At 51.3% G+C, this 22,478-nt stretch carries 16 protein-coding genes and 2 tRNA genes; 4 read left to right on the top strand and 14 right to left on the bottom strand.

Annotation, left to right across the window (positions count from 1 at the left end):
- Nucleotides 1–383: 383 nt before the first annotated feature.
- From WCI03_09480 to WCI03_09465, 4 genes are all read right to left on the bottom strand, one after another.
- Complete coding sequence (locus WCI03_09480) at nucleotides 384–1,436, bottom strand: uroporphyrinogen decarboxylase family protein (GenBank protein MEI8140085.1); 1,053 nt, start codon at nucleotides 1,434–1,436, stop codon at nucleotides 384–386.
- Between the two features lie 34 nt (nucleotides 1,437–1,470).
- Nucleotides 1,471–1,547: transfer RNA gene (locus tag WCI03_09475), tRNA-Ala, on the bottom strand.
- 57 nt (nucleotides 1,548–1,604) lie between these two features.
- Entirely contained in the window at nucleotides 1,605–2,939 is a 1,335-nt protein-coding gene (locus WCI03_09470; GenBank protein MEI8140084.1) for a Mur ligase domain-containing protein, read from the bottom strand.
- Between the two features lies 1 nt (nucleotide 2,940).
- The gene (locus WCI03_09465) at nucleotides 2,941–3,864 is read right to left on the bottom strand and encodes a hypothetical protein (protein ID MEI8140083.1); all 924 of its coding nucleotides are present in this window, start codon (nucleotides 3,862–3,864) and stop codon (nucleotides 2,941–2,943) included.
- A 100-nt stretch (nucleotides 3,865–3,964) separates the two neighbouring features.
- Here WCI03_09465 and WCI03_09460 point away from each other — a divergent pair, with 100 nt between their 5' ends.
- On the top strand, nucleotides 3,965–5,896 hold the full coding sequence (locus tag WCI03_09460; protein ID MEI8140082.1) for a hypothetical protein: 1,932 nt from the start codon (nucleotides 3,965–3,967) through the stop codon (nucleotides 5,894–5,896).
- 11 nt (nucleotides 5,897–5,907) lie between these two features.
- Nucleotides 5,908–6,627: a lytic transglycosylase domain-containing protein gene (locus tag WCI03_09455; protein ID MEI8140081.1), complete on the top strand. Its 720-nt coding sequence runs from the start codon at nucleotides 5,908–5,910 to the stop codon at nucleotides 6,625–6,627.
- Here WCI03_09455 and WCI03_09450 read toward each other — a convergent pair.
- On the bottom strand, nucleotides 6,608–8,659 hold the full coding sequence (locus WCI03_09450) for an ATP-dependent helicase (protein MEI8140080.1): 2,052 nt from the start codon (nucleotides 8,657–8,659) through the stop codon (nucleotides 6,608–6,610). The genes WCI03_09455 and WCI03_09450 overlap by 20 nt on opposite strands.
- A 2-nt stretch (nucleotides 8,660–8,661) precedes the next feature.
- Here WCI03_09450 and WCI03_09445 point away from each other — a divergent pair, with 2 nt between their 5' ends.
- Both WCI03_09445 and WCI03_09440 read left to right on the top strand, forming a co-directional pair.
- Nucleotides 8,662–8,922 carry a hypothetical protein gene (locus WCI03_09445; GenBank protein ID MEI8140079.1) on the top strand — a complete coding sequence of 87 codons (261 nt, stop codon included), beginning with the start codon at nucleotides 8,662–8,664 and terminating at the stop codon, nucleotides 8,920–8,922.
- Between the two features lie 47 nt (nucleotides 8,923–8,969).
- Nucleotides 8,970–9,054 (top strand) — tRNA-Tyr (locus tag WCI03_09440).
- Nucleotides 9,055–9,247: 193 nt separating this feature from the next.
- Here the strand turns inward: WCI03_09440 and WCI03_09435 are convergent.
- From WCI03_09435 to WCI03_09395, 9 genes are all read right to left on the bottom strand, one after another.
- A complete protein-coding gene (locus WCI03_09435) occupies nucleotides 9,248–9,472 on the bottom strand; it encodes a hypothetical protein (GenBank protein ID MEI8140078.1) in 225 nt (74 codons plus the stop codon).
- A gap of 194 nt (nucleotides 9,473–9,666) precedes the next feature.
- Nucleotides 9,667–10,632 carry an aldo/keto reductase gene (locus WCI03_09430; GenBank protein ID MEI8140077.1) on the bottom strand — a complete coding sequence of 322 codons (966 nt, stop codon included), beginning with the start codon at nucleotides 10,630–10,632 and terminating at the stop codon, nucleotides 9,667–9,669.
- Between the two features lie 82 nt (nucleotides 10,633–10,714).
- On the bottom strand, nucleotides 10,715–11,017 hold the full coding sequence (locus tag WCI03_09425) for a GIY-YIG nuclease family protein (GenBank protein ID MEI8140076.1): 303 nt from the start codon (nucleotides 11,015–11,017) through the stop codon (nucleotides 10,715–10,717).
- Nucleotides 11,017–11,448, bottom strand: coding sequence for an EVE domain-containing protein (locus tag WCI03_09420; GenBank protein MEI8140075.1), 432 nt, complete (start codon nucleotides 11,446–11,448; stop codon nucleotides 11,017–11,019). Before WCI03_09420 ends, WCI03_09425 begins: the two co-directional genes overlap by 1 nt.
- Before the next feature lie 73 nt (nucleotides 11,449–11,521).
- Nucleotides 11,522–12,022, bottom strand: coding sequence for a hypothetical protein (locus tag WCI03_09415; GenBank protein ID MEI8140074.1), 501 nt, complete (start codon nucleotides 12,020–12,022; stop codon nucleotides 11,522–11,524).
- The gene (locus WCI03_09410; GenBank protein MEI8140073.1) at nucleotides 12,019–16,851 is read right to left on the bottom strand and encodes a hypothetical protein; all 4,833 of its coding nucleotides are present in this window, start codon (nucleotides 16,849–16,851) and stop codon (nucleotides 12,019–12,021) included. The genes WCI03_09415 and WCI03_09410 overlap by 4 nt, the downstream gene beginning before the upstream one ends.
- Entirely contained in the window at nucleotides 16,848–17,537 is a 690-nt protein-coding gene (locus WCI03_09405; GenBank protein ID MEI8140072.1) for a hypothetical protein, read from the bottom strand. The genes WCI03_09410 and WCI03_09405 overlap by 4 nt, the downstream gene beginning before the upstream one ends.
- A gap of 360 nt (nucleotides 17,538–17,897) precedes the next feature.
- Complete coding sequence (locus WCI03_09400; protein ID MEI8140071.1) at nucleotides 17,898–18,944, bottom strand: Fic family protein; 1,047 nt, start codon at nucleotides 18,942–18,944, stop codon at nucleotides 17,898–17,900.
- Between the two features lie 24 nt (nucleotides 18,945–18,968).
- A complete protein-coding gene (locus WCI03_09395; protein MEI8140070.1) occupies nucleotides 18,969–22,307 on the bottom strand; it encodes a helicase-related protein in 3,339 nt (1,112 codons plus the stop codon).
- Nucleotides 22,308–22,478: the final 171 nt, after the last annotated feature.

The following is a 22,478-nucleotide window of genomic DNA, read 5'->3' as shown; positions in this document are numbered from 1 at the left end:
GTCCACAAACCCACGACTCCCCAGCGCCACCCCATCCGTGAAATACCGCACCCGGACTCCGGGGACAGACCCATAATCACGCACTTAACCTTCCTACTCTTAACCGCCCCACTTACTCGGATACCCTTAATCGACTACCCTTAACCGGCTACACTTACCATAATTCCTGTTATGTTGAGCTCAACATAACAGACCAACTGTCGTCTCAGAACCGCATCGATCGCCGGTACCGGGACGGGAACGGGGACAGGTTAACAGTAGAACTCCCATGTCCTCTTGCAAAACGACGCATTGTGTAACAGGTTAGAAATAAGTGAGTTGCGAAAAAGTCTCATCATGAGACTTTCAGGCCCTCTATAGAAACCCGAAACTTTTGATCCGATTCAGGTGGATTCTTCTTGCCGCAAATCCTGAGCCGCTCGGATCATGGCAAGGTAGTTGTCGGTCGGGACATAGGCTGGAATGGAGTTCCCTGAACCCAAGGCATACCCTTGCGACGACTTCCTGAATCGTCTGCCCGCTTCACGCACCTTGTCGTAGATGACGTCCGGAGTATTCCCGCACAGGAAATCCATGTCAAAGCCACCCAACAGACCTATCCTGTCGCCATAGGCCGTGATCCAGCGATCGAACGGAGCGATTGAATCTTCATTCGAGTGTTTCGCGTCGATCCCCAAGGCGATCACGTCGTCCATGATTTCAAAGATACACCCGCATGAATGCCAGAGAAATAGTCCGTTACCGGAATGCACGATGTCAATCACACGGCGATACTGCGGGAGGATGTGCCCACGAACTGTCGCCGGATTGGTCAGAAGCGACGACTTGAAGCCGAGATCGTCCCCAAAACGGCAGGCCGCAAAGTACGTTCCGTAGCGCGGCATGAATTCCTCCCAAATGGCGCACATCAGATCGCCGATAGCACGGAACAAGTCGGCGTAGAGATCCGGATCGTCCACTTCCATGAAAGGGAGGTATTCCATCCCGACCAGGCTTTCGGCCAGTTCAAACACACCGTTGCCGACCCCGCCGACCGCCTTCATGCCGGACGGTAGCGCGGCAACGAGGGCGTCCAGGCGCGGACGAGCGTAACGCCAATAAAGCAGGGGCAATTCATTCCACGGATAGGCATTGAAGTCCGAGCGGGATTGAATGGGACCTTGGCCGCCGCAAATCGCCATCTTCCCCGGCAACGTCGCGCCGATACAGACTTCGTACGACACCGTGTCGTATGTCATCTGGCGGAAGAAACGACAATGCTGGTGAAAGTACTCGGCTTTATCCTTCGCGTTTCCGCCTTCCAATTCGGCAAAGCGCAGGCCCAGAATCTTTTCCATGGATGCCGCGTTGACAATATGCTCGTACAGCGGTAGGCGAACGGGGCGTTTGTTCAGCATCACGTTCGTAAAATGCCGATAGTCTGGCTGAAATTCCATATGCATCTTCATTAGGTTTTAAGGTGTTTTCTGATGGTGGAGGATGCGGGGGTCGAACCCGCGACCTCTTGAATGCCATTCAAGCGCTCTACCAAACTGAGCTAATCCCCCATCAGAAAACTTCCGCTGTAAAACGGGCCGCAATACTGCCGACTTGTTTGTGTATTGTCAACCTTTTGCCTCGATATTTTTCAAATTAACTACCAACTCCCGGGCAAACTTTGGAATACCGGGATCACGAGCCCCCATGCAAAGCACAACATCCCCGCTCTTTGCCTGCGCCACGATCTCCGCCATCATCACTTCATATTCAGTCATCCACTCGGCAGAAACCCCGCGCTCCCGTAATCTGGCAACCAGTTCATCCGCATCACGTTGCTTGCTGACGGTACCGCCAGCGTAGTAGACAGGCAGCAGGTAGAGTTTATCGTTCGGCCGACACACCTCCACAAAGGTTTCAAGCAGATCATCAAACATCAGCGACAGAGGCCTGTACCCATGCGGACGCCAGAACGCCAGTACGCGACGGTAATGGGGAGCGACCGCCCGCCAGGCCGCCGCGATCTTTGCAGGATTATGAGCGTATTCATCCAGTACGGTCACGCCGGCAGCTTCCCCGATCAGTTCAAGTCGTCGCTGGATGCCCCTGAACTGGCTCAACGCATCCCGAATGGGTTTGAGCCCGAACCCCATACGCCGGCACAGCATCGCAGCCTGCATTGCATTTTCGGCATTGTGCGCCCCCAGCATTGGGATCTCAAACGCAAGCCCCTCAAACTTAAATCGGACACCTCGCCTGTCCAGTTGCGGTGACACTTCCTGCCAGGGCATTCCCGGATCCCAACCGGCAATGCACTCACGCCGGACCTGCCCCCTGAACTGCGCGAACAGACGCTCGGTCTCCTCAAGGCTGAAATGATCAGCAGACATATTTGTAATCAGTGCCCAGTCTGGATTAAATTTCAACAACGACCGATCACTCTCGTCCGCCTCAATCACACACAACCGCGATTGCCCTGTGCGGACGTTCCCAATACGGGTGGCATCAGCCCAATTGACCAGCACGCCCCCATTCACCACCGTGGGATCTGCCCCCAACTGTTCCAACAACCAGCCCATCATTCCGGTAACTGTTGTTTTTCCGGATGTCCCGGCAATGGCAACCACCTCTTTACCCGCCACCAGCTCCGCCAGCATTTCGGCGCGATGACGAACCGGAACCTTCAACCGTTGAGCCGCCGCAATATCGGGATTATCCTGTTCGATGGCCGTGCTGACCACCACGGCACCCGTATCCGGCTTCACACCCTGGCCATCCTGAGGATAAAATTGGATGCCCGCTTCCTTGAGTTTGTGAATCACCTCAAGATCCTGGCCTTGATCCTGATACCGGTCCGACCCGCTCACGCGCCATCCCCCGCCGCTAAGCGCCTGCGCCAGAGCATTCATTCCTACTCCGGCCACACCTACCAGATGGCATGATTTTATCATTTCAGTGGTCATATCATTGTCCTCGCGTCTCCGGGAAGAGATAATCGATGAAATGGCGAACCACAATATCCCCTTCAGGCGGAGATATGGCCAGATCGGGGCTCAACTCGATTAACCAGAATTTCCCGGTCTTTTCGTTAACGAGAAAATCAATCCCAATCACCGGTACACCCAACTTTTTGGCAGCCCGAGCCGCGAGTTTCACCAAAACAGGCTTAACCTCCCGGGTGACAATATCCACGCTCCCACCGGTATGGTAATTTGAGGTGAGTCGCACCTGAACCGCTCGCCCAGCCTTCGGCACACTCCCCCATTTCAATCCCAGCGCCGTAAGATTACGGCTCGTCTCTGAATCCAAAGGAATCACATGACTGGGATCCTGTTGCCGCTCGATTCGATTTTGAGCCAATATAAGTTTACGGATGGAATCCCGCCCATTACCAGTGACTCGGGCAGCCCGTCGGCGAATAGCCGCCACATACCGGTAGTCCACAAAAATGAGCCGATAATCCTCACCGCTGACGAACTCCTCCAGCACAATCTCTTCCTCATATTCCCGGGCAAACTCAATCGCCAGGAAAAGCTCTTTCAGGGTGCGAACGGCCACCGAAACCCCGCGCCCCCCCCATTGGGTACAGGGCTTGACTACAATCGTCTTGTACTTTTTCAAAAAAGTTTTGGCGGCGGCCAAATCCGAAAACGACTGCTGGGCTGGCACAGGGAACCCGTTTGATTTTAGAAAAATGTTGGCCAGACGCTTGCTTTGCGTCATGTGAAAGGTCACCGCGCCCACCTGGTCTGTAAGGGCATTATAACATCTGATCCGCTTGCCTTTATGCTTCAATACAAACACAGGTGTCACGGGATCGATGACTTCAATCCCGATCCCGCGCCGCTGCGCCTCCCGGGTAATCGTCGTGGTATAAATGGAATTCATAAGCAGCCATGTTAGGGAATCGGACGGGATGGATAAAGAAAAGAAATTCTTATAAAGAACTGTTGTTTAACCCCAGTAAACGTTAGTATTGTTAAAAGTAATGACTATACGAATTTTAGGCGCACATCCTCTGGCTGTTGATCGCGAAGGACGTTTGCTATCCAGAACTGGGACTCTTTTTCCACGAAGCCGAACTCTGGTGACCCTGCCCGGCATCCATGCCACTCAAAGTATAGCCTACATTGCCGACATTAATGCGACACGACTCGCATCAGGCCAACCCAAATTGGATGAAGAAGACGAAATGCGCGAGTGGCAGAATTCGGTCGACTTGATCATGGATTCCAGCGGCATCCTGATCCGGCCCGATCCCGAAAATATGGCCCTCGCCTTCGAAGCTGATGAGCTGTTGCAGGAATTGGTGTCCAAACAAAAAATCAAGTTCCTGAACCTCATGAATGAGAAAGTCCGCTCAGGCATTAAGAGTCGTGGCGAGAATTGGCGAATTGCCTCACTGCCCCAAACGCCTGATGAAATGAAGCGGATGATTCATGCCTCTATTACCCCGATCGGGGGTAAAGCCATCTATTACTACAGCCGCGACACGGGAACACGCTTCATCAGCTTTCAACAGTTTTGCAACCTCGGCAACCTTCCAGACGCCGAGTTAAAAAGCCATCTCATTGAGATCCGTGACTATTCCGGCAAATACAACCGTATGGCTCATCCAGAGGTCGCGTTCTTTGCTGCCGACAAAACCTTTACCCACACCCGTTTTTCCCATGCGCTTGAGGGCCCCATCCGCACCTGCTACGAAACCCTTAAAGATGCCTTTCGCGAGGCCGTTCCCTCGGAATTACGCGAGGATAATATCGAGGATGTGCAATGGCGGAACATGATGTTTTCTGCACTTCTCGGCCAACACGACAAAACGATTCCCGAAGAAGTGTTACTGGGGTTGAGTCCTGAATTCTTCATGCAAATCGAATGGCTGCCTGGCGGCAAAATTGAAGAAGGCGAACTTATATTCGACTCCATTTTTGACGAACTCGACCGCCATCCGGAATCGCCTGACTTACAAATGTTGTGTGACGAAAAAGCACGGGGGTTTATTTTTAATTTCGTCAGGGAATTTGGCGATATCGAATACGTCAACATCGGCCGGGTCATAGGCTCCCTTTCCCGACGCCCAACAAGCGCGGGACGTCGGGATGTCTACGTCTCGGAAGTTAAACAGGCAAATATTGACCGCCCTGTTGTCCGCATCAGCCGCATGCAAAAGTGGGGAATCCGGGAACATCTTAATGAAGGAAAAGACCTGCTCCCCTCGATCATGGAAGCGGAGGAGTATACCGAGTACATCCTTGACCGGCGGCTGGGCTGCCGCCAGCTTGGCATGAATCTACCGCCCCGCATGACCACCCGTAAAATCAGCGAACATTACCGGGGTACCCGGTATGATGGACAACTCATCTGGTCTACCTATTTCGAGCGCGACTATCTCCCCGGGCTGGCAAGCGACAAAATTCCACGATCTCGATTTTTGAATCCCGCCTATTGCATCAAATTTGCCGAGTTACTTGGAAAAGCGGCGGCATCCAGCCTGATTGTCGGGCGCATGAACCTACAGAACTCGGTGCTTTTCGATGATGGCGATGAAGTCATTCTTGAAAATAGTTCTGGCTTCCCCACCGAACTCATTGTCTCGGATCACACCGGTACCTTTACCGACTATTTCTCACCTCTGGACACTTTTGCCAGCTCCTATGCCGCTCCCATTCTCCGGCGGATTCCATTCTTTCCATCGCCCCAAGCCGTGATAGATGCCTATCTCGCCTCTTTTGTCGAGCGGGTGCTGCATATCCAGCAGGACTATCGCTTGCGAAAGCGGGCTTTCGACATGCTCTTTAAACATCGCCCACGCGATGAGCGAGGAAGTTTTGCGTATCGGTGGGAGCGTGTTTTGGACAGACTGAACCACACTAAGCCCGCCAACCTGGAAAGTTCCATCCGGAAAGAGTTCACGAAATAATCATACACCCAGTGACAGCACCTTCGGTTCTATTATTCATCTTTCTCCTGTCTGGAATCGCCCAGGGCACTCCCTGCCTGGAGTTATATCCGGCACCCAACACTCCAGAAGTCTGCCCCAAACTTGAATTAAAATTCGAGGATGCCCCCCTCCTTGATCCGCATTTCGAAAAAAACCGATGGCCCTGCATTGTCAAGGGGGGCCTGTGGGCCAAGCGACAGGCCCAAAGCACGCTTCCGGATCATGCCAAAGTGCTTATTCCAGAATTAAAAAGATGGTTTGTCATTGAAGGTTTACCCCAGGAACTGGCATGGGTAGCCGAAGTTGAATCCATGCTTAACACCAACGCCGTCAGTGGCTCAGGCGCACGGGGTTTATTCCAGTTCAAAAGGGAGGCCGCCAGACGATTCGGCCTTCTGAAAGAGGCCGATGATTTTCGTGCTGAACCGGAAAAAAGCGCCAAAGCCGCCGCCCGATATCTTGCAAAACTTTATGCTCAGTTCAGTGATTGGACTCTGGCCGTCGCTGCCTATAATGCCGGGGAAGGATGCGTGGGAAGACTGCTGAAAAAGCATGAGACCAGTGAATACGAAGCCATCGCCCCATACCTCCCCCCTCAAACCCAAGTCTACGTCATCAAGGTCATGACCACCCTGGCCCTTCGCGAAAACACACAACTTAGCGCATTACCTTCACCCACTATCCCCACGATCAATCCCATCGGGAATTGACCTGATTGCGAACGCGGCCAATGATATCCCTCTGATCATAAGAACGATCATCCGAATACCCACCACTATCCCCAAAAGACATCATGGAACAGGAGGCGCGCACGTCATCGTTGATAAAACGGGAGATCTGAGCATTTGCATGCTTCCCCCCTGCCGCCCCCCAGCGTTGATAGACCCGCCTGGGCCAGGTAATGTAAAGGATATCACGGGCGCGGGTCATGGCGACATACGCCAGTCGCCGCTCCTCCTCAAGGTCCTTTTCGCTGCCGGTGGATTTTTCGGAAGGCAGGGAGCCATCCGAAGCGTGGATCACATACACGACATCCCATTCGCACCCCTTGGCGGAATGAATCGTGGATAATACCAGCCGGTCATCATGTTGCGCGGCATGCGAGGCGATATCACGGGTTGAGTTAGGCGGATCCAACGTCAGATCGGTCAGCAATTGCCGCCGTGACTTGTACTTGGAGGCGACCTGCTCTATGTGGTCCAAATCACGGACTCGGGACTGGGCATTTTCATAACGGAGACTCATGAGCGGTTCATAGAATGTCCGGATGCGTTGAATCTGAGCTACCGGCTCCGACTCCCCCGCCGCCACCAGATCATCCAGCAGTTTACCGAGTAAATTCCAGCCAGCCCTGGCAGAGGCTGGTACTGGAAATGTTTTCATGGCGAGGGGATCATGGGCCCTACTGATATGATTAACGATCTTAGCCGCTGTCGCCGGCCCGATCCCATCGATCATCTGCAAAACCCGGAACCAGGCAATTTCATCGGACGCATTTTCAGAGACGCGCAGGAAACTGATCAGGTCCTTGACATGCGCCGCATCCAGGAAGCGAAGTCCGCCATATTTATGATAGGGAATATTCCGGGTGGTCAGGGCAATTTCCAGAGAGTCTGATAGATGACCGGAGCGGAATAGAACCGCCTGTTTATTCAAGGGGATCCCCTTTTCGAGATGCTCCCTGATACGATCCACAACAAAGACATCTTGTGAGGCCTCGTCCCGGCAGGTCACAATCATGGGCCGCTGCCCCTCCTTGCGGGCAGACCAGAGATCCTTGGTAAAACGGTCATGGGCCTGGCTGATCAGACGGTTGGTCGTTTCCAGAATGGGACAGACAGAGCGGTAATTCTGTTCCAGGGTAATCACCGTTGCGCCGGGGAACTGCTCGGGAAAATCAAGGATATTACGGACATTCGCCGCCCGGAACCCGTAGATACTTTGAGCGTCGTCACCCACCGCCATGATATTCGGATTGAATTTCCGCAGTGCCCGTAAAATATCAGCCTGGACCAGATTGGTATCCTGGTATTCATCCACCAACACATGATCAAACCGACCGCCAATTTCACGAGCGAGATCGTCATTGCTCAACAATTGCAGCCAATACAGCAAGAGATCATCGTAATCCATGACGCCCCGCTGCTGCTTGCGGATGACATAATTGCTGAATAAACTTTTCAGTTCCTCCTGATATTCCAGACACCAGGAAAACTGTTTCACCAGCACCGTTTCGAGTTTCTCGCCCCCATTGACGCAACGCGAATAGATCGCGAGACACGTATTCTTGCGGGGAAAGCGTTTGTCATTTTTGCCGATGTTTAATTCATTGCGAATCACATTGAGCAGATCTTCGGAATCCGACTGATCCATTACCGTAAAATTATTAGGCAGGCCTGCCTGTTTTGAGTAGGTGCGAAGGAGCCGATTGGCGATGGCATGAAACGTCCCGCCCCAGACGCGGCCCGTCATGTGGGCGCTATGCATACTGACCGCGGCGGCCCGACTCAGCATCTCCTCGGCGGCGCGCCGGGTGAACGTCATAAGCAAGATATTCGCGGGGTTTACGCCCTGGGCGATCAAATAGGCCACACGATAGGCAAGGGTTTTAGTTTTACCACTCCCCGCGCCAGCCACCACCAAGAGAGGTCCTTCTCCATGAACGACGGCCTGTCGTTGCTGAGGATTGAGATCCGCCAACCATTCCAAATTATCTTTAACCGATTCTGTCATCTGTTCCATCCATGTTGAAAACGTTAATGATGACAGAAACTCACAAACGCATCAAGGGTACAACCCACCACGCTCATTTCCGGGTCACCAGTGCTGACATATCCGGTGTTAAAGTGGATGCCGACGTCCCGGCGGCATTAGTGTCTGTAACAGGCCATCCAGGCGCAAATGCCGGTGTTAAAGTGGATGCCGACGTCCCCACGACACCACATTTATTTCATTTTTGGCTTGCTAGGATCAGATTCAAACGCCATTATGCCCGCCTTTCTTGAGGTCAAAGCCGAGCTTTTTGTCGACGAAATGGCTTCAAAAAAGACATGGTGGGATTCCGGAGCGGTCAAACGGGGCAGACTGTAAATCTGCTGGCTACGCCTTCTAAGGTTCGAATCCTTATCCCACCACCACTTACTAAAACCGCGTGTTTCCTAAGGAATACGCGGTTTTTTCTTGTCTAAATTCGGCAATCGCGAGTTTGCGGTCACCCTCATCGTAGCAATCGCCCTCCTCCTCCTGCTTGGCGTCCAGAGACGATTCACGGGCCTATTTTCAACTATGGAGGGACGACCTCCGTATCGTCCGCCGGGGTAGCTCTGCTTATTATTTCTTAAAACGGGCCGCCAGTTGTTTGAGTTCGTCCGCCGCCAGCGAGGCGGCAAACCCGGCATCCGCCTCCGCGATCACCTGCCGCGCGCTATCGGGATTTTCCAAAGCCACACGCAGATTTTTAACCTCATCTGGCATCAGGTCCACCTTCGACCCATCGTTCTTGATAATGGAACAGATTCCTGTTTCCGGGCACAATTCTATATTGAGTTTGTCCATGTGATTCCTTCTTTCTGTCTTAAGTCTGACTGTTGGATTTTAAGATATTGTCCTAACCCAAGTATGCTAGGAAGCGCGACTCATGGCGTCAAGAAATTCCAGCCCCCTCCCACGAATGCAGAACAATATCTTTAATGTTGCCGTCAAATCTCCCGCCGGAGGCGGGGAAACGGGGAACAGGCCCCATGTGCGCTTTACGGAACGCTTTCTCCGCGGGCAAACTCAAGCATGCGATACCACTCTTCGCGGGTGAGAGAAACCTTGTCGGCCTGTATACTTCCTTTGATGTGTGCAACATTGACCGTTCCGATGATGGGGATGATATTCGCCGGATGCCTGAGTATCCAGGCCAGGAGGATCGCCTCGGGAGTGGTTCCCTTTCCGTCCGCGAGCCTCTTTACGTAAGCGGCCAGGTCCTTCAGATGTTGCGGCGCCTCCGCTGGCGGATTGAGCGGAATACCGCGGGCGACTGGACTCCACGCCTGAACTGAAATTCCATGAAGCCTACAATAATCGAGCGTCCCCGAGGCCAGAACCGAGGGTTTCCCCACCACATTCACCAATACGCCTTCCGACACAAGATAATGATGTAGAATGCTCAACTGCAACTGATTGGTGACAAGCGGCTGTTTGACGAATTTACGGAGGAGTTCGATCTGCAGAACGTTGTGATTGCTGATGCCGAAATAGCGCACTTTTCCCGCACCATGCAACTCATTGAATGCTCGGTCAACTTCCTCGGGCGAAACAAGCGCGTCCGGACGATGCAGCAGCAGTATGTCGAGATAATCAGTCTTGAGGCGTGAAAGGCTGGCCTCGACTGTCCGGATAATATGTTCGAAACTGAAGTCATATCTACCGGGCTCCCCCGTTTCCGGCGTATCCCTGGGCCGTATGCCGCATTTTGTCTGAAGAATGATCTGATCACGCGGGACCTGTTTCCAGAAACCGGAGAACAACTCCTCGCATTTGCCGCGGCCGTAAATGTCCGCATGATCGAAAAAATTAATGCCTTCATTGTACGCCGCAACGCAGACATCGACAGCGGCCTTCGGCAAATCGGCCGGCACCGCCTGAATGGATGCAAGCTTCATGCAGCCGTACGCGATCCGCGATACGGTGAGCCCGGTGTTCGGAATGGATACCATCTTCATCATCATGCTCCTTGATATTTAGGTGAGTTCGAAATTCGTGCATGGGGTAGTATTATCAATGCTGGACGCTGTCAAGAAGATCCAGCCATTACAGGGATGGCTTGACAGTCCGTAACATCAAGGCTTCAAGTTTTCGCAGGTGATTGTCGCCGACCGTCAGGTAGACCGAGAATTGATCCCATGACCCGCCATGCCGATCCTTGAGATGCTGTTTCAGGCGAGTCCGCAGGTTAGTCGCCAAACCGATATAATAGAGTTTCCCGCGGCGATATAACGCATAGATCCCCTGCCGCCCCCGCGCATACTGCCCGATAATATCCTGATGCCGTTCTAATGCCTGCCTGGAGATGTTCTCCAAATGCTGACAAACTAACTGCGTGCGTCGTTTCATCAGATTCCCCCCTTAATCCCACCAGCTATAATTTGAAATTGCTCTTCTGTTACAGGCATTACTGAAAGTCGGGGCTGACGGACCACGGCTAGTGTCTGCAATCGTTGATCTGCCTTGATTGCCCTAAGGGGAACAGGATGTTCCAGCGTTTTCATTGGCACAAAATCACAAGTCAACCATTGTGAATCGGTACAGGTAGGATCAGGGTAAGCCTCACGAGCGACTTCCATAACGCCGACCACTACCAACTCTTCCTGGCTGTGGTAGTAGAGTACCTTATCACCCAATCGCATTTTCGAGAGATTGTTTCTGGCCGCAGGACTACGAACACCTCTCAGGGTGAAATGTCCCCTCTTTACGATTTCGGCCCAAGCGGTACGAAAGGGTGCAAACTTGATCAGCCAGAATCTTTTCTCTTCGGGTATTGACATCGTCCGTCGGATTTCGTTCAATATTGCCAGACACAGCCACCAAGCGTGGAACAGTGCACAAGGGCCGTACCCGTCAAAAGGTGCGGCCTGCTTTTTTTGCTATCGCCCATTCCTTGTGAAACCCTAAGGCTCGCTTCGGGATCGGACAGTAAGTTGTGACGAGAAACAGCCCCTCGTAACGTTCTTTTATGACCACCAAATAATTTACTGGCGAATGCCAAATACAGTAGTGGCGCATTCCATAACGCACATTCCACCAGCGTTTGACGGCGGTGTGGGCATGATTGATCAGTAGCGGTTTCGCCCAAGGCATCCTTATCATTCTGGTCAAGTCAGGAGTACGCTTTTGTTCGTCCTCATCCTCCCCCTCCGTCACCATATGCCAATAGGTGTATTCACGAGCCGGATTCGCAGGGTGGGGTTCACGACGAACCATAACCGGTTTGCCTCTCACGGATGGCAGCGTACCACCAGCGGGGAAATCAGTCTGGTATCTCGTCAACGACTGGGGTTCGACAATTGGGACACCACCATTATCCGGAAGAATCGGCGGAAAAACCAAGTTACCGCTCATATCACTGGATTCCTTTCCAACGAACGTTCCACAACGATTTTCGGCACTAGAGTCGTATCCGCTTTATCCAGAATCGCCTTCACTTTTGAGGCCAGCGCCGCCTTGGCAGGGCTGGGTTGGTGCCCGACATTACGCTGGGGATGGCTGTGTATCCACGCCACGCAACCAAGCAGAATATCCACCAGTTGATCAAGCAGAACATCGTGACTGGCAATTTGCGACACGCCTTCGACAATTCCACTGCGCGTCCAATCGTAATGTGCATCGGCCAGCCGGTTCTCAAGTTCCCTGATCCTGGTTCCACCGCGCGTGTCCTTCACATCCACAAAAATAGCATGTCTTGCTGGTGGAATGAGTGTTTCGCGTAAAAGATCGAAATAACGGTCGTAGTACCAGGCTTCGTGCCGCTGCATATAGTCCACAACAGCTGGCGCAGAGTCTTCTAAAACCTTGTTGTACTTCTCCCAATCAGCAGATTCGGGATCTGCGGCGCCAGATGGCGGTGCGGGCAATTTTGGCGGTGGCGGATGCTTTGGCGAAATGAGCGCTCGGAACCGTAAATCGGGTTCGTTTAGAAAGAAATCCAAAGCCACCTCGTAAAACCTAAGGCCAGCAGGCGACACCTTGGTCCACTTGAGCTCCCGCTTAGCGGGCCAGCCAAGCTCAGCAAGACGCTCACGCAATGCCACCGTCAGCGGACGGACACGATCACGAGGCACCAGCAACGCGCCCAGAATCATGTCCGGAGCATGATCGTAGGCCAAATGGCCAGTCTCATCGCAATACACACACCATCGGTCAAAGTATGGCACCTTACCAGCTGCCCGCAAATTTCGACGCTGGGCGGTCGCTAACCTCGAATAACGGCGAACAAACCACGTTTCGACCTCAGCAATGTCAGCTTGAGTTAATCCGTATGCATCATAAACCAACCGATCAATCTCTAACTGTTCTTCAGGCGCATAGTCGTACCGCGGATCTGCTCGTTGCTTTGCAATCACCTTCGCTACCAGGGCACGAACATCCACGATCGGGAAAGGGATTTGCGTATCCACTAAACCCTGCTCAGGAGACTCAACCGTGTGTGCACGGTATGGTTTCAGGAAATACTTAAACGCTTTTGAGGCCAATACACCCAAGAGAGCCGAAGTATCTAAATCTGTGGATAGAGGGATTATCGTAGATCCTTTATTCCCAAAAATTGCGCAACAACTTCGTCGAAAACTTGGCGAATAAATACCGGTTGGCGAGTAAGTGATACCCTTCGCGAAATATGCATCGGCATTCCTGATAACAGCACATAGCTCATTACGCTTGTTATCATCACGAACACCTATTGTGAGTGTCCGCATTCTATCAATTGCGAATTCACTCCAGTCAATAAAGTAGTCAGTCGGAACCCAGTAATTAGGCGTCCACCCCTCTCCAGCATCTGATTCTCCACCTTTGTCAAATGGAACAATATAGCGCCCTTCAAAATACCGACGTGAGCTCTTGTTTTCTTTCGAAATGCCCTTTTGACTCACTTCATGACGCAAGTCGGAATCGGATCGGATATGTTCCAAATCCGCATCGGTTAACAAGAACTGTTTATATTGGTCAATCGACCTATAACTGCCTCTGGCCTCAGGGCTCTGAAAGAGATAGGAGTCATTGTCTCCGGTAGCCAACCCTTGCTTTACATCCGCAATATCGCCAAGTCTTACAAGGCGTACGGTTCTCCCATTAAATACAAGACTGCGGACCGGAGTATCAACCTCTCCAAGCTTTACATGGCGCACGGGAGCTGTTGTATCATTCATTAGTTCGAATAATTTTGGCGATGCAACAAAAAATGGCAAATTCGTGTTTCTCGCGATCAGCGTCTGAGGATAGTGATAGACTGCGCAAGATTCTGTGGACACATCCCGTCGGCGCTCGGAGCCTGCAGTCTCAAAAAGCAGGTTCAAGAACCGGTCATGTTGCTCGCTGATACTGACTTGGGTGAGGTCAACCATCTGACACCATGGCCCTTTGGCCCATGCCTCGGTCAATTCTGCTTCCGTTGGCGCAGTCGTTCCCGGCCCGCCACCTCTTTGAAGCAATATGATGGCGGTGTTGACCGTGGCCGAGAAGGTATCCGGGTGGACCCGAATCATCTTGTGAATGCGCGACCCCATTAACTGTTCCCGCAAAGACCGATGGGTCTTGATGGTCATAAAGGTATCGGACACGATGTAACTCAGCACACCGCCAATACGCAGGGGCGTGGACTGTTTTCCGTCACCCATAAACCGGGCGATAAAGGCCCCGTAGGGATCCTTGGAGCCCAGATGTAATGCCTCCTTGACCTCATCAGGTATTTTGTCGCCGCCATAGGGCGGATTTCCAATGACAATATCGAAGCCAGATCGAGGGCTGGCGGGGGTCTTCCGCCCCGGCACAACCAGTTCCTGCTGTTTTTGGGCATCGTTGACAAGGGGCATTTCACCACCAACCGTAGCGCCCGGGGCATCGGCACAGATTTCAGGGAAAAAGACGGCAAAGTTGAAAAAAGGTGCAGGCAGAGTCGAGTGACGGAACCATTCCTTAAGTAGTTCGCGATTGCGGAGATCCTGAGTTCGTTTATCCTTATATTCGTGTCCCGTCACTTCCCTAGAGAATCCCGGCAGTAATTCACTCAAGGCGGCGGCGATTTCATCAGCCAATTCCTCACGTCGGGTAGTTTGCGTCTCAGGCTGGTAATACTCGTCACGCGCCGACTGATATTTCCGGATAGCTTCACGTTCAAATAGAGAAACCTGCACCTCGCGCAGCGTGTTGGCACAGAGAACCTTCGTTTCCAGATTGGGAAGCGGAGTGAGGCCATAATTGCCTTTGGGATTATCCAGGTTGATATTTTGATCCACCAGCAGTGAAATAAAAAAACGCAGTTTCGTAATCAGCACCGCTAGCGGCTGGATATCCACACCATAGACCGCGTTCTTTATCAACCCTAGCTTGCGGGAATAGTCATCGGCATGTCGGGCCAGTTCCTTCTCGGCGGTCTCACGCAGATGGCGGTCAGGAATGTGACTCACTTGTCGATGTAACCAGCGGCGATTCTGTGGATCCACACGTTGCAGGAGGGCGACCATACGATGTAATGCACCCATGGGAAAAGCACCGGATCCGCAAGCAGGGTCAAGGATACGAATTTCATCAAATGCTTCAACTATCCACCCTGCTAACCGCTTCTGGCTGGAATCAAAGGAGTCATGATAGAGGAGACTCTGCAAGGCCTGGCACTCCTCCGGCGAAGCGGCACGGGCTCGAATGTAATTTTCCAAGTGGAGGCGCAGTGCCTCATTAACCATATAGTCAATGACACGGCGGGGGGTATAGTAAGAACCTGATGCCTTACGGGCAGAGGTTGCCGCGCCTTCATCGCTGGTATCCACTTCGGCCAGCAGATTCTCGAAAACCAAACCCAGGAGTTCCGGATCCAGCGCAATTTCTTCTTCCAACGGAGTGTTTTCGGCAATGGTAAACTTGTACCCATCAAGAATGCGATTGAGCCCCTTGACTGCCAGTATCTTCTTGTCGTGCTTGAACTTCCGTTCAGATGCGTAGAACAAGTCATTAGGTACGTGAATTACATCGTCATCAATAGTGTCGGAAGCATTGTCTTCCGGCAGCACATCGAATAGCCCCCCGTTTAGGTAGGGAATCCGATCAAATAGATCGTAATCAAAATCATCGGGCAAATGTTGTTTGCCGCGATATGAGAGTTTTTTAAGTTTAGGGTCTTTAACTGTCTTGTCATTGGCCGCGCGGCTAGCATCCAATCTGCGTTGATCCATTGGGGTATTGAGGCAGTTAAAAAATACGTTCTGAAGAATGCCGCGGTAATAACTACTGACGTCACTGAATTTCTGGCCCTTTAAAGGTTGACGAACAAGAATCAAATCCTGCCCGGCATCATCGGCAATTTCCAGCAGTTGTCGATCAATCAGTCCTCGTTCTTTCAGAAACCAACAAAAAATGGTGCGACACAACAGTCGGATAGTGAACTGTTTAATATTCTCATCCTGAGCATCTTTTCGCTCTTTCAGATAGTCGGCGATAATGGGGAGGCGAATGGTGTTGACGGCCCAGTAATACCAGGCAGCCAGTTCTTTGTAGAAGCGATGGTTAAGGGCCTCAGTACTCAGGGTCTTACGCCAAGCGTCATCTAACTGAGCGAAGGTGCTGATGGGCGTCTGAGGGGTAGAGAGACTCGACAGACTGAAGTCCAAGAGAATATCCAGATGCGCGCGATGTGGCCGGGTGCAACTGATATCCTTGATGAGAGTCACCTTACGATCCAAAACATCTCGGGACTGATCGCGTTTGTGGGCACGGCGATAGGTAATGGCCATGGAAATGAGGTCAGAATAACGGAACAGGATAAGAACAGGCTGCCGAAAAAGGCCATTCAGGACACGAGCGCGGTCAGCTAGTTCGACACGTGTGTAGGCTCGGTCAGGCAGACTAATGGCTAGAAAAAGATAAGACTCGAATAGACGCAAATCTGCTTTTTTATCCGATACTAACAGGAGTTGACCACCCGAGCCTGAAGCAATTTCCTCGCTGGTCAACTGTAGCAGCATAACAGGTGCACGCCCTGCCGACGTGCGCGCATCCGGAAAGAGTTTGGTATATTTCCCGACATGGTCTATCTCGCCAAGAAAATCCTGCAGACCGGAAAACTCCATCCTTTTTTCGCTATGATAACCAAGGGTCTTAAATAACGCGGTTGCGGCTTCAACTACAGATTGTTTGGCAAAAGCCGCGAGTGCACCGGATAATTGTTGGCGAAGGTTGGTCATAATAATTTTTTATCCTGTGATTTCGTTGTGAATTTCAACAGAGCTTTGCCTTTGGCGGTCAGCCGGTATTTTTGGAGGCGGCTGGTGGGTTTGTCGGGGATGGTGCGCTCAATCCAGCCAACCAAAAGTAAAGGTTCCAAATACGCCTTCCGGAAGTGTTCACGATCTGTCATGCCCGTTGCTGTTTGAAGTGTCTCCCGGGAATTTGATTCGTGTGCCACCGTATTGAGTATCATACCAACTTGCGCGGCGACTTGCGCGGTGACTTGTCCGGTGACTTGTCCGGTGACTTGTCCGGTTAACGCCATAAACTCCTTCGATAGTTCACGGAAGATGTTATCATGCAGTACTTTATCATCATTTTTGACTTGCGGGGTGACTTGCGGGGTGACTTGCGGGGTGACTACAGTCTGGTCCGCCAGCGGGGCGTCGAAATCAGGATATTTGACGATAATCCGGAAAACATCTCCCTCAATCAGTTCCGGATCACTTCCGCCAAAGAGTTTCCCGTATTTCATTAACTTGCGCGTGCCGGAGCCCAGTTCGTCCGCCCGCCCGATCTGCTGGAAAAAATGGGCAATAACCGGGTTTTTACTATAAACGTCCCGACTGAGTGCCCGCTGGCATACCTTGAATTCAACGGCTATGCCTTCGCCCTGTTTAAGTAGTGTTTTGAGGTCGGTCATCAATGCGTTACCTAATTAATTACCTATTTCATTACCCACTTGACTGGGTAATACCTATTTCGAATCACGATATTACCCTCATTATTACCCTTATTTGGGGTAATACCTCTTCTCAAATCTGACACAGTACACTCTTTAATACACTCTTTTAAGTGTACTACACTCTTTCCTTGTAAGTGCCTAAATCTGAAGGCCTTACCTAATAAATTACCCATTACCACTACCTATTACCCATTACCCGCACAAGATAATACCCCTACGAATACCCTTACGTAGGGGTACTACGTCTTTTCTGACACATTTCACTTAAGCCATACCACTCAATACACTCAATAATACACTCAATAGAGTGTAGTACACTCATTCTTTTTCATAGTTCCATCGGGCAGCACGCCCCTTTCCAGAACACGTAAGCCGCCCCTTTTTCTTGAGTTCAAATAAAAGCGTGCGAATCCAATCTCTTCCAACCCCCGGACAAGCCGACTCAACATCAACCAAGCGAAACGGCTCTTGTCTAGCCCGGATCCAATTCAGCACCATCTCACTCTTTTCACCACGAGGTGCAGCGATCTGGCCCGCCCGCTCCTCAAACTCATCGTAAGCCTTCTTGATGATGTACAACAGGTATCCAATATAGGGCCAGGGATCGTGCTTTCCCTCATGCCACCCTTTGGAACTGAGTTGAAGGGTTTCGTAATACCGTGCTTTATTCTCTTCAATAATCCGCTCAAGGCTGACATACCGCCCCACCTCAACCCCCAGATGGTAGGCAGTCAATAGCAATAGAAGCCGGGACACTCTCCCGTTCCCATCGCGAAACGGATGGATGCAGAGGAAATCCAGATTGAAGGCGGCCATGACAATGAGGGGCGAGATGTCATGGTCACGGCTCTGATCCTGCCACAGGGTCACCAGCTTGCAGGTAAACTCGGGAGTCTCTTTTGGAAGCACACTTCGAAACCGAACTCGCTCCCCACCACCAGCGAATTTCTCAATGATGTCTACCGGCTTATCCTTATACTGGCCTGCATCCCAACTTTCTCCACGACTCAGTTTGTGAAGATTCAGAATGGTCTCCTCGTTGACAGGAAGTGCAGCGCCTTGCGTATGGATAAGATTCAGGGCATCACGATAACCGGCCACCTCAATCTCATCCCGATCCCGTAGCGAAGGATGCCCAAAAACAACGGTTCCAATCCGTGAATCGTCAATAGTGACCCCTTCTATCCGATTTGAGGACACCACACTTTGAGCAACAGCATGTTCCCTAAGCACCTTCAACTTCTGCGGCGATTGCCGAGTAAACAATTCCTGCAACCCCTGGGCTTTACCAATATCCGACAAATACCATGAAGCTGACATGGGAATCTGCAGACGATGGTCTCGTATCTGTTCAAGCGTCTTCATACTTCATCACTCATACTTCATAATTTATTTAATCACCAACCAGGTTATGAGTTCAAAATCCGTGTCATCTTTAGCCTGCTCATTTTGATCCGGGATTACAAAATCTCGCCCAGCGGTCAATCCGACAGCAAGGCGCTTTTTAAATGTTCCGGCAATGCTTTTGACGGACTTACCCAACAAATCGTCATATTTTGCCATATCCTGACCGTGGACGGTTTCTTTGTCAAAGAGGTCGCAAAGTTGCTGATAGGGTTCGGTTTTACTGGCACAGAGCTTCTGAAAAAGGGTCAGGGTGTTCTTGGCATGGGTGAAGGTGAACCGGACGGTTCCGTCATCACGAATATAGAGCAGATAATAGCCACCCAGCGGGTTGACATTGGATGAGGTTTTCTCCTGCGGCGGGTTTTTATGTCGTAAACAGAAAATCACACCCGGCTTAACAATCTCATGCCAGTTCTTGTCAAACAGCCCGGCATCTTTGGTTTTATCCAAAGTCGGCACCAATCCATACAGTCCCAATGGCGCATCACGCAAAGCCTGACGGTTGGCTTCCAAAAAGTTCATCAGCTCAATACGGAAATCATCCAGCGTAAATTCGCTGAGCGAAACATTGTCGTCCATTTCTTCCAGATCAATGACCTCATCTCTAAGACGAAGAAGCTGTTTCTCACGGTAGGTCAACTCTTCTGTCACGAGATCTTTGATCTGATCCGGATTGAGCAAATCATCGGCACCAGTGGCGGCGATATCCACTAGCGCCATGCGGGCTTCCACCCGGTCCTTGAGGTTAATGTATTTGTTCAAATCATCGGTCGGCCAGAAATTGACAAGCTGAATCCGCTTGTTCGTGCTGCCGAGACGATCAATACGCCCAAAGCGCTGAATAATGCGCACTGGATTCCAGTGAATGTCGTAGTTGATCAGATAGTCACAGTCCTGCAGGTTCTGTCCTTCCGAAATGCAGTCCGTGGCAATCAGGATATCAATTTCACCCGCCTGCGGCATGTTAGGCATTTTTTCGCGATGCTTGGAGCGTGGCGAGAAATTGGTGAGGATGGAAATGAAGTCGGTCTGATGCTGGAAGCCCGCCAGCTTAAAAGTGGTTTTATTGTCACCCGACCCGGAGACCAGCGCAATCTGTAATCCGAGCTCATTCCGCACCCAACTTTCCAGATGTTCATACAGATAACTGGCGGTGTCGGAAAACGCGGTAAACACAAGCACCTTTCGATTGGCATCATTGATCGGGCTGCGCACCTTTGCCGCAATCAAGGTTTTCAACTCCTGGAACTTGGCATCGCGCTCGGGTGTAATCGCCGCCGCCTTCTCATGGATGGTGATCAACTGCGCAAGATCCCGCTTTAGATCCGCCTTCCATTCCTCTCGTTTCAGGTGCTCAAGCTTGAATTCCAATTTTTTTCCGACCGTTAACTTCTCAAGGAGTTCCGCGGCTTCCTCGTCCTCTTGCTGGTCAAGCAGATCGGGCTGGGTGTATTCTTCGAGATTGGTCTCAAAATGATCGATCTTGCCAAGCAATGTCTTGATCTTCTGGATCGTGTTATCGATCGATATCTCGAAGCTGTGGACTGAACTCTCAAGCCGCTTCAGGTAGTTGACCTGCATCATCCCGATCAGATTGAACTCACGTTTTTTCTGATCATTAAAAAGGGCGAGTTCGCCCTCCTTCATATACCTACTCAGATGACTCTCAAGGAGGTAGGCCGAAGGGTTGAAAATAGATAACTTGTAACCGGATATCGCCTCGTCCAACTCGTCATAAGTCGGAAAATACCCCTTGATATCGATGACGGTCGACCGGGCGAGTGGTTTGAGTCGCTCGGGAAATTCGCCCATTTCTTTAGTTCCGTAATAACTAACGATATGTTTGCGTGAGCGAGCGATGGTCAATTCATCCAGAAGCTTGAAAAACGAGGAGTCCAGGACTTCAAGAAGCCGGGCCACCTTGCGACCGGGATTCTTCTTCGTATCGGCCCAGTTGGTGAAGTTGGTCTGCGCATTCCGCATAACCTGGCCGATACTGCCAATGCTCAGTGTTTCTACAAAAGCGGTATCCTGATCCTGTGTGATCAACAAAAACTGATTGCGCAAATCCTTCAGGTTGTTGTTTACAGGGGTGGCTGAAAGCAATAGCACCTTGGTCTTGATTCCCTTTCGCAGGATCTGCTCCATCAGGAATTCATACCGGGTTGTTTTCTTTGTTCCGTCGTCCTGCACCGCGCCCCGTGTGTTATTCCTGAAATTATGCGACTCATCAATCACAACCAGGTCGTAATTACCCCAGTTAAGGGTATCGAACTTAGCCAGACCCAAGTCGGTATGCGCCATCACCGTGTAGGCGAACCGGTCTTTCAGCAAAGGATTACGGCGGTCATTGTCGCGATAGACATTCCAGTTATCCTCCAGCTTCTTGGGACAGAGCACGAGAACCCGGCTATTGAGTAATTCAAAATATTTGATCACCGCAAGCGCTTCAAAGGTTTTTCCGAGACCGACACTGTCGGCAATAATGCAGCCGTTATGCTTGATAATTTTATTGATCGCCCCCTTGACCCCATCCTTCTGGAAGTCATAGAGCATGTCCCACACATCGGTTTCAAAAAAGCCGGTTTTCTCATCCAACAGACCGCCTTTATCCGCCTCTTTGAGGTAATCCTCAAAAAGGTGGAAAAGCGTCTTGAAATAGATGAATTCCGGTGAGTGATTAGCGTAAAGCTGATCAAGGTAACTTAAAACCTCAGCTTTAACATCTTCGACGACCGCTTCGTCATTCCAGATTTCGTCGAACCAGGTGAGCAAGTCGCGCCGATCGCGGTTATCGTTTACCTCAAGATTCAACTCGATATTATTGCGCTCGCCTTTGCCGATCCCCAGGCCACTGACCGTGAAATTGGAACTACCGAGTAGCGCCTCCTGCACACCATGGTTATCCATGTGGTACATCTTGCCGTGAAGGAAGCCGGGATAGCGGACCGACCGGATATTCACCTTGCGCCGGATCCAGTCGGCACAGTCCTTGGCCACCCGCCGTTGTTCCAGCCGTTTCTGCAACTGAAGTTTGGAATCCTCGATATCGAACGCCTTTTTGTCGGTTTTGTCGGGATCGATATTACGGACAAATCGGGGTTCACCGAACAGGAACCGCAGTGAATCGGACGCTTCCAATTGCGAGCGCATCATGTCGTAGGCGTAAATCGTGAAATAGGCTGAAACGAAGGATAATTTTGACCCGGACTGGATCTTCTCTCGCAGAAAATCGCCTACCTTGCCTCGTTTATGATTATCCCTTATTCCCGAAATGATGTCCATGGTGGGCATGGTGCTAAATTGAAGCCAATAGTTCAAGCGGGATGATGGGAGCTGGCGACAAATGGCACTCAATGTCTTAGATGGTTTTTGGGGTCTTGATCACGGCGTCTGCGCGGCCCTCCTGACCTTCGTAGCCTTGGCGAAGTAGGTTGTCGGAGTGCAATGCGGCGATGATTTCTCCGCCTGCCGCCTGGAGAGCGGCAAAAA

This window comes from bacterium (assembly GCA_037143175.1).
Taxonomy (GTDB): domain Bacteria; phylum Verrucomicrobiota; class Kiritimatiellia; order CAIKKV01; family CAITUY01; genus JAABPW01.
Note: the sequence above shows the minus strand (reverse complement) of the source record. Positions and strands in the feature narration are given on the sequence as shown.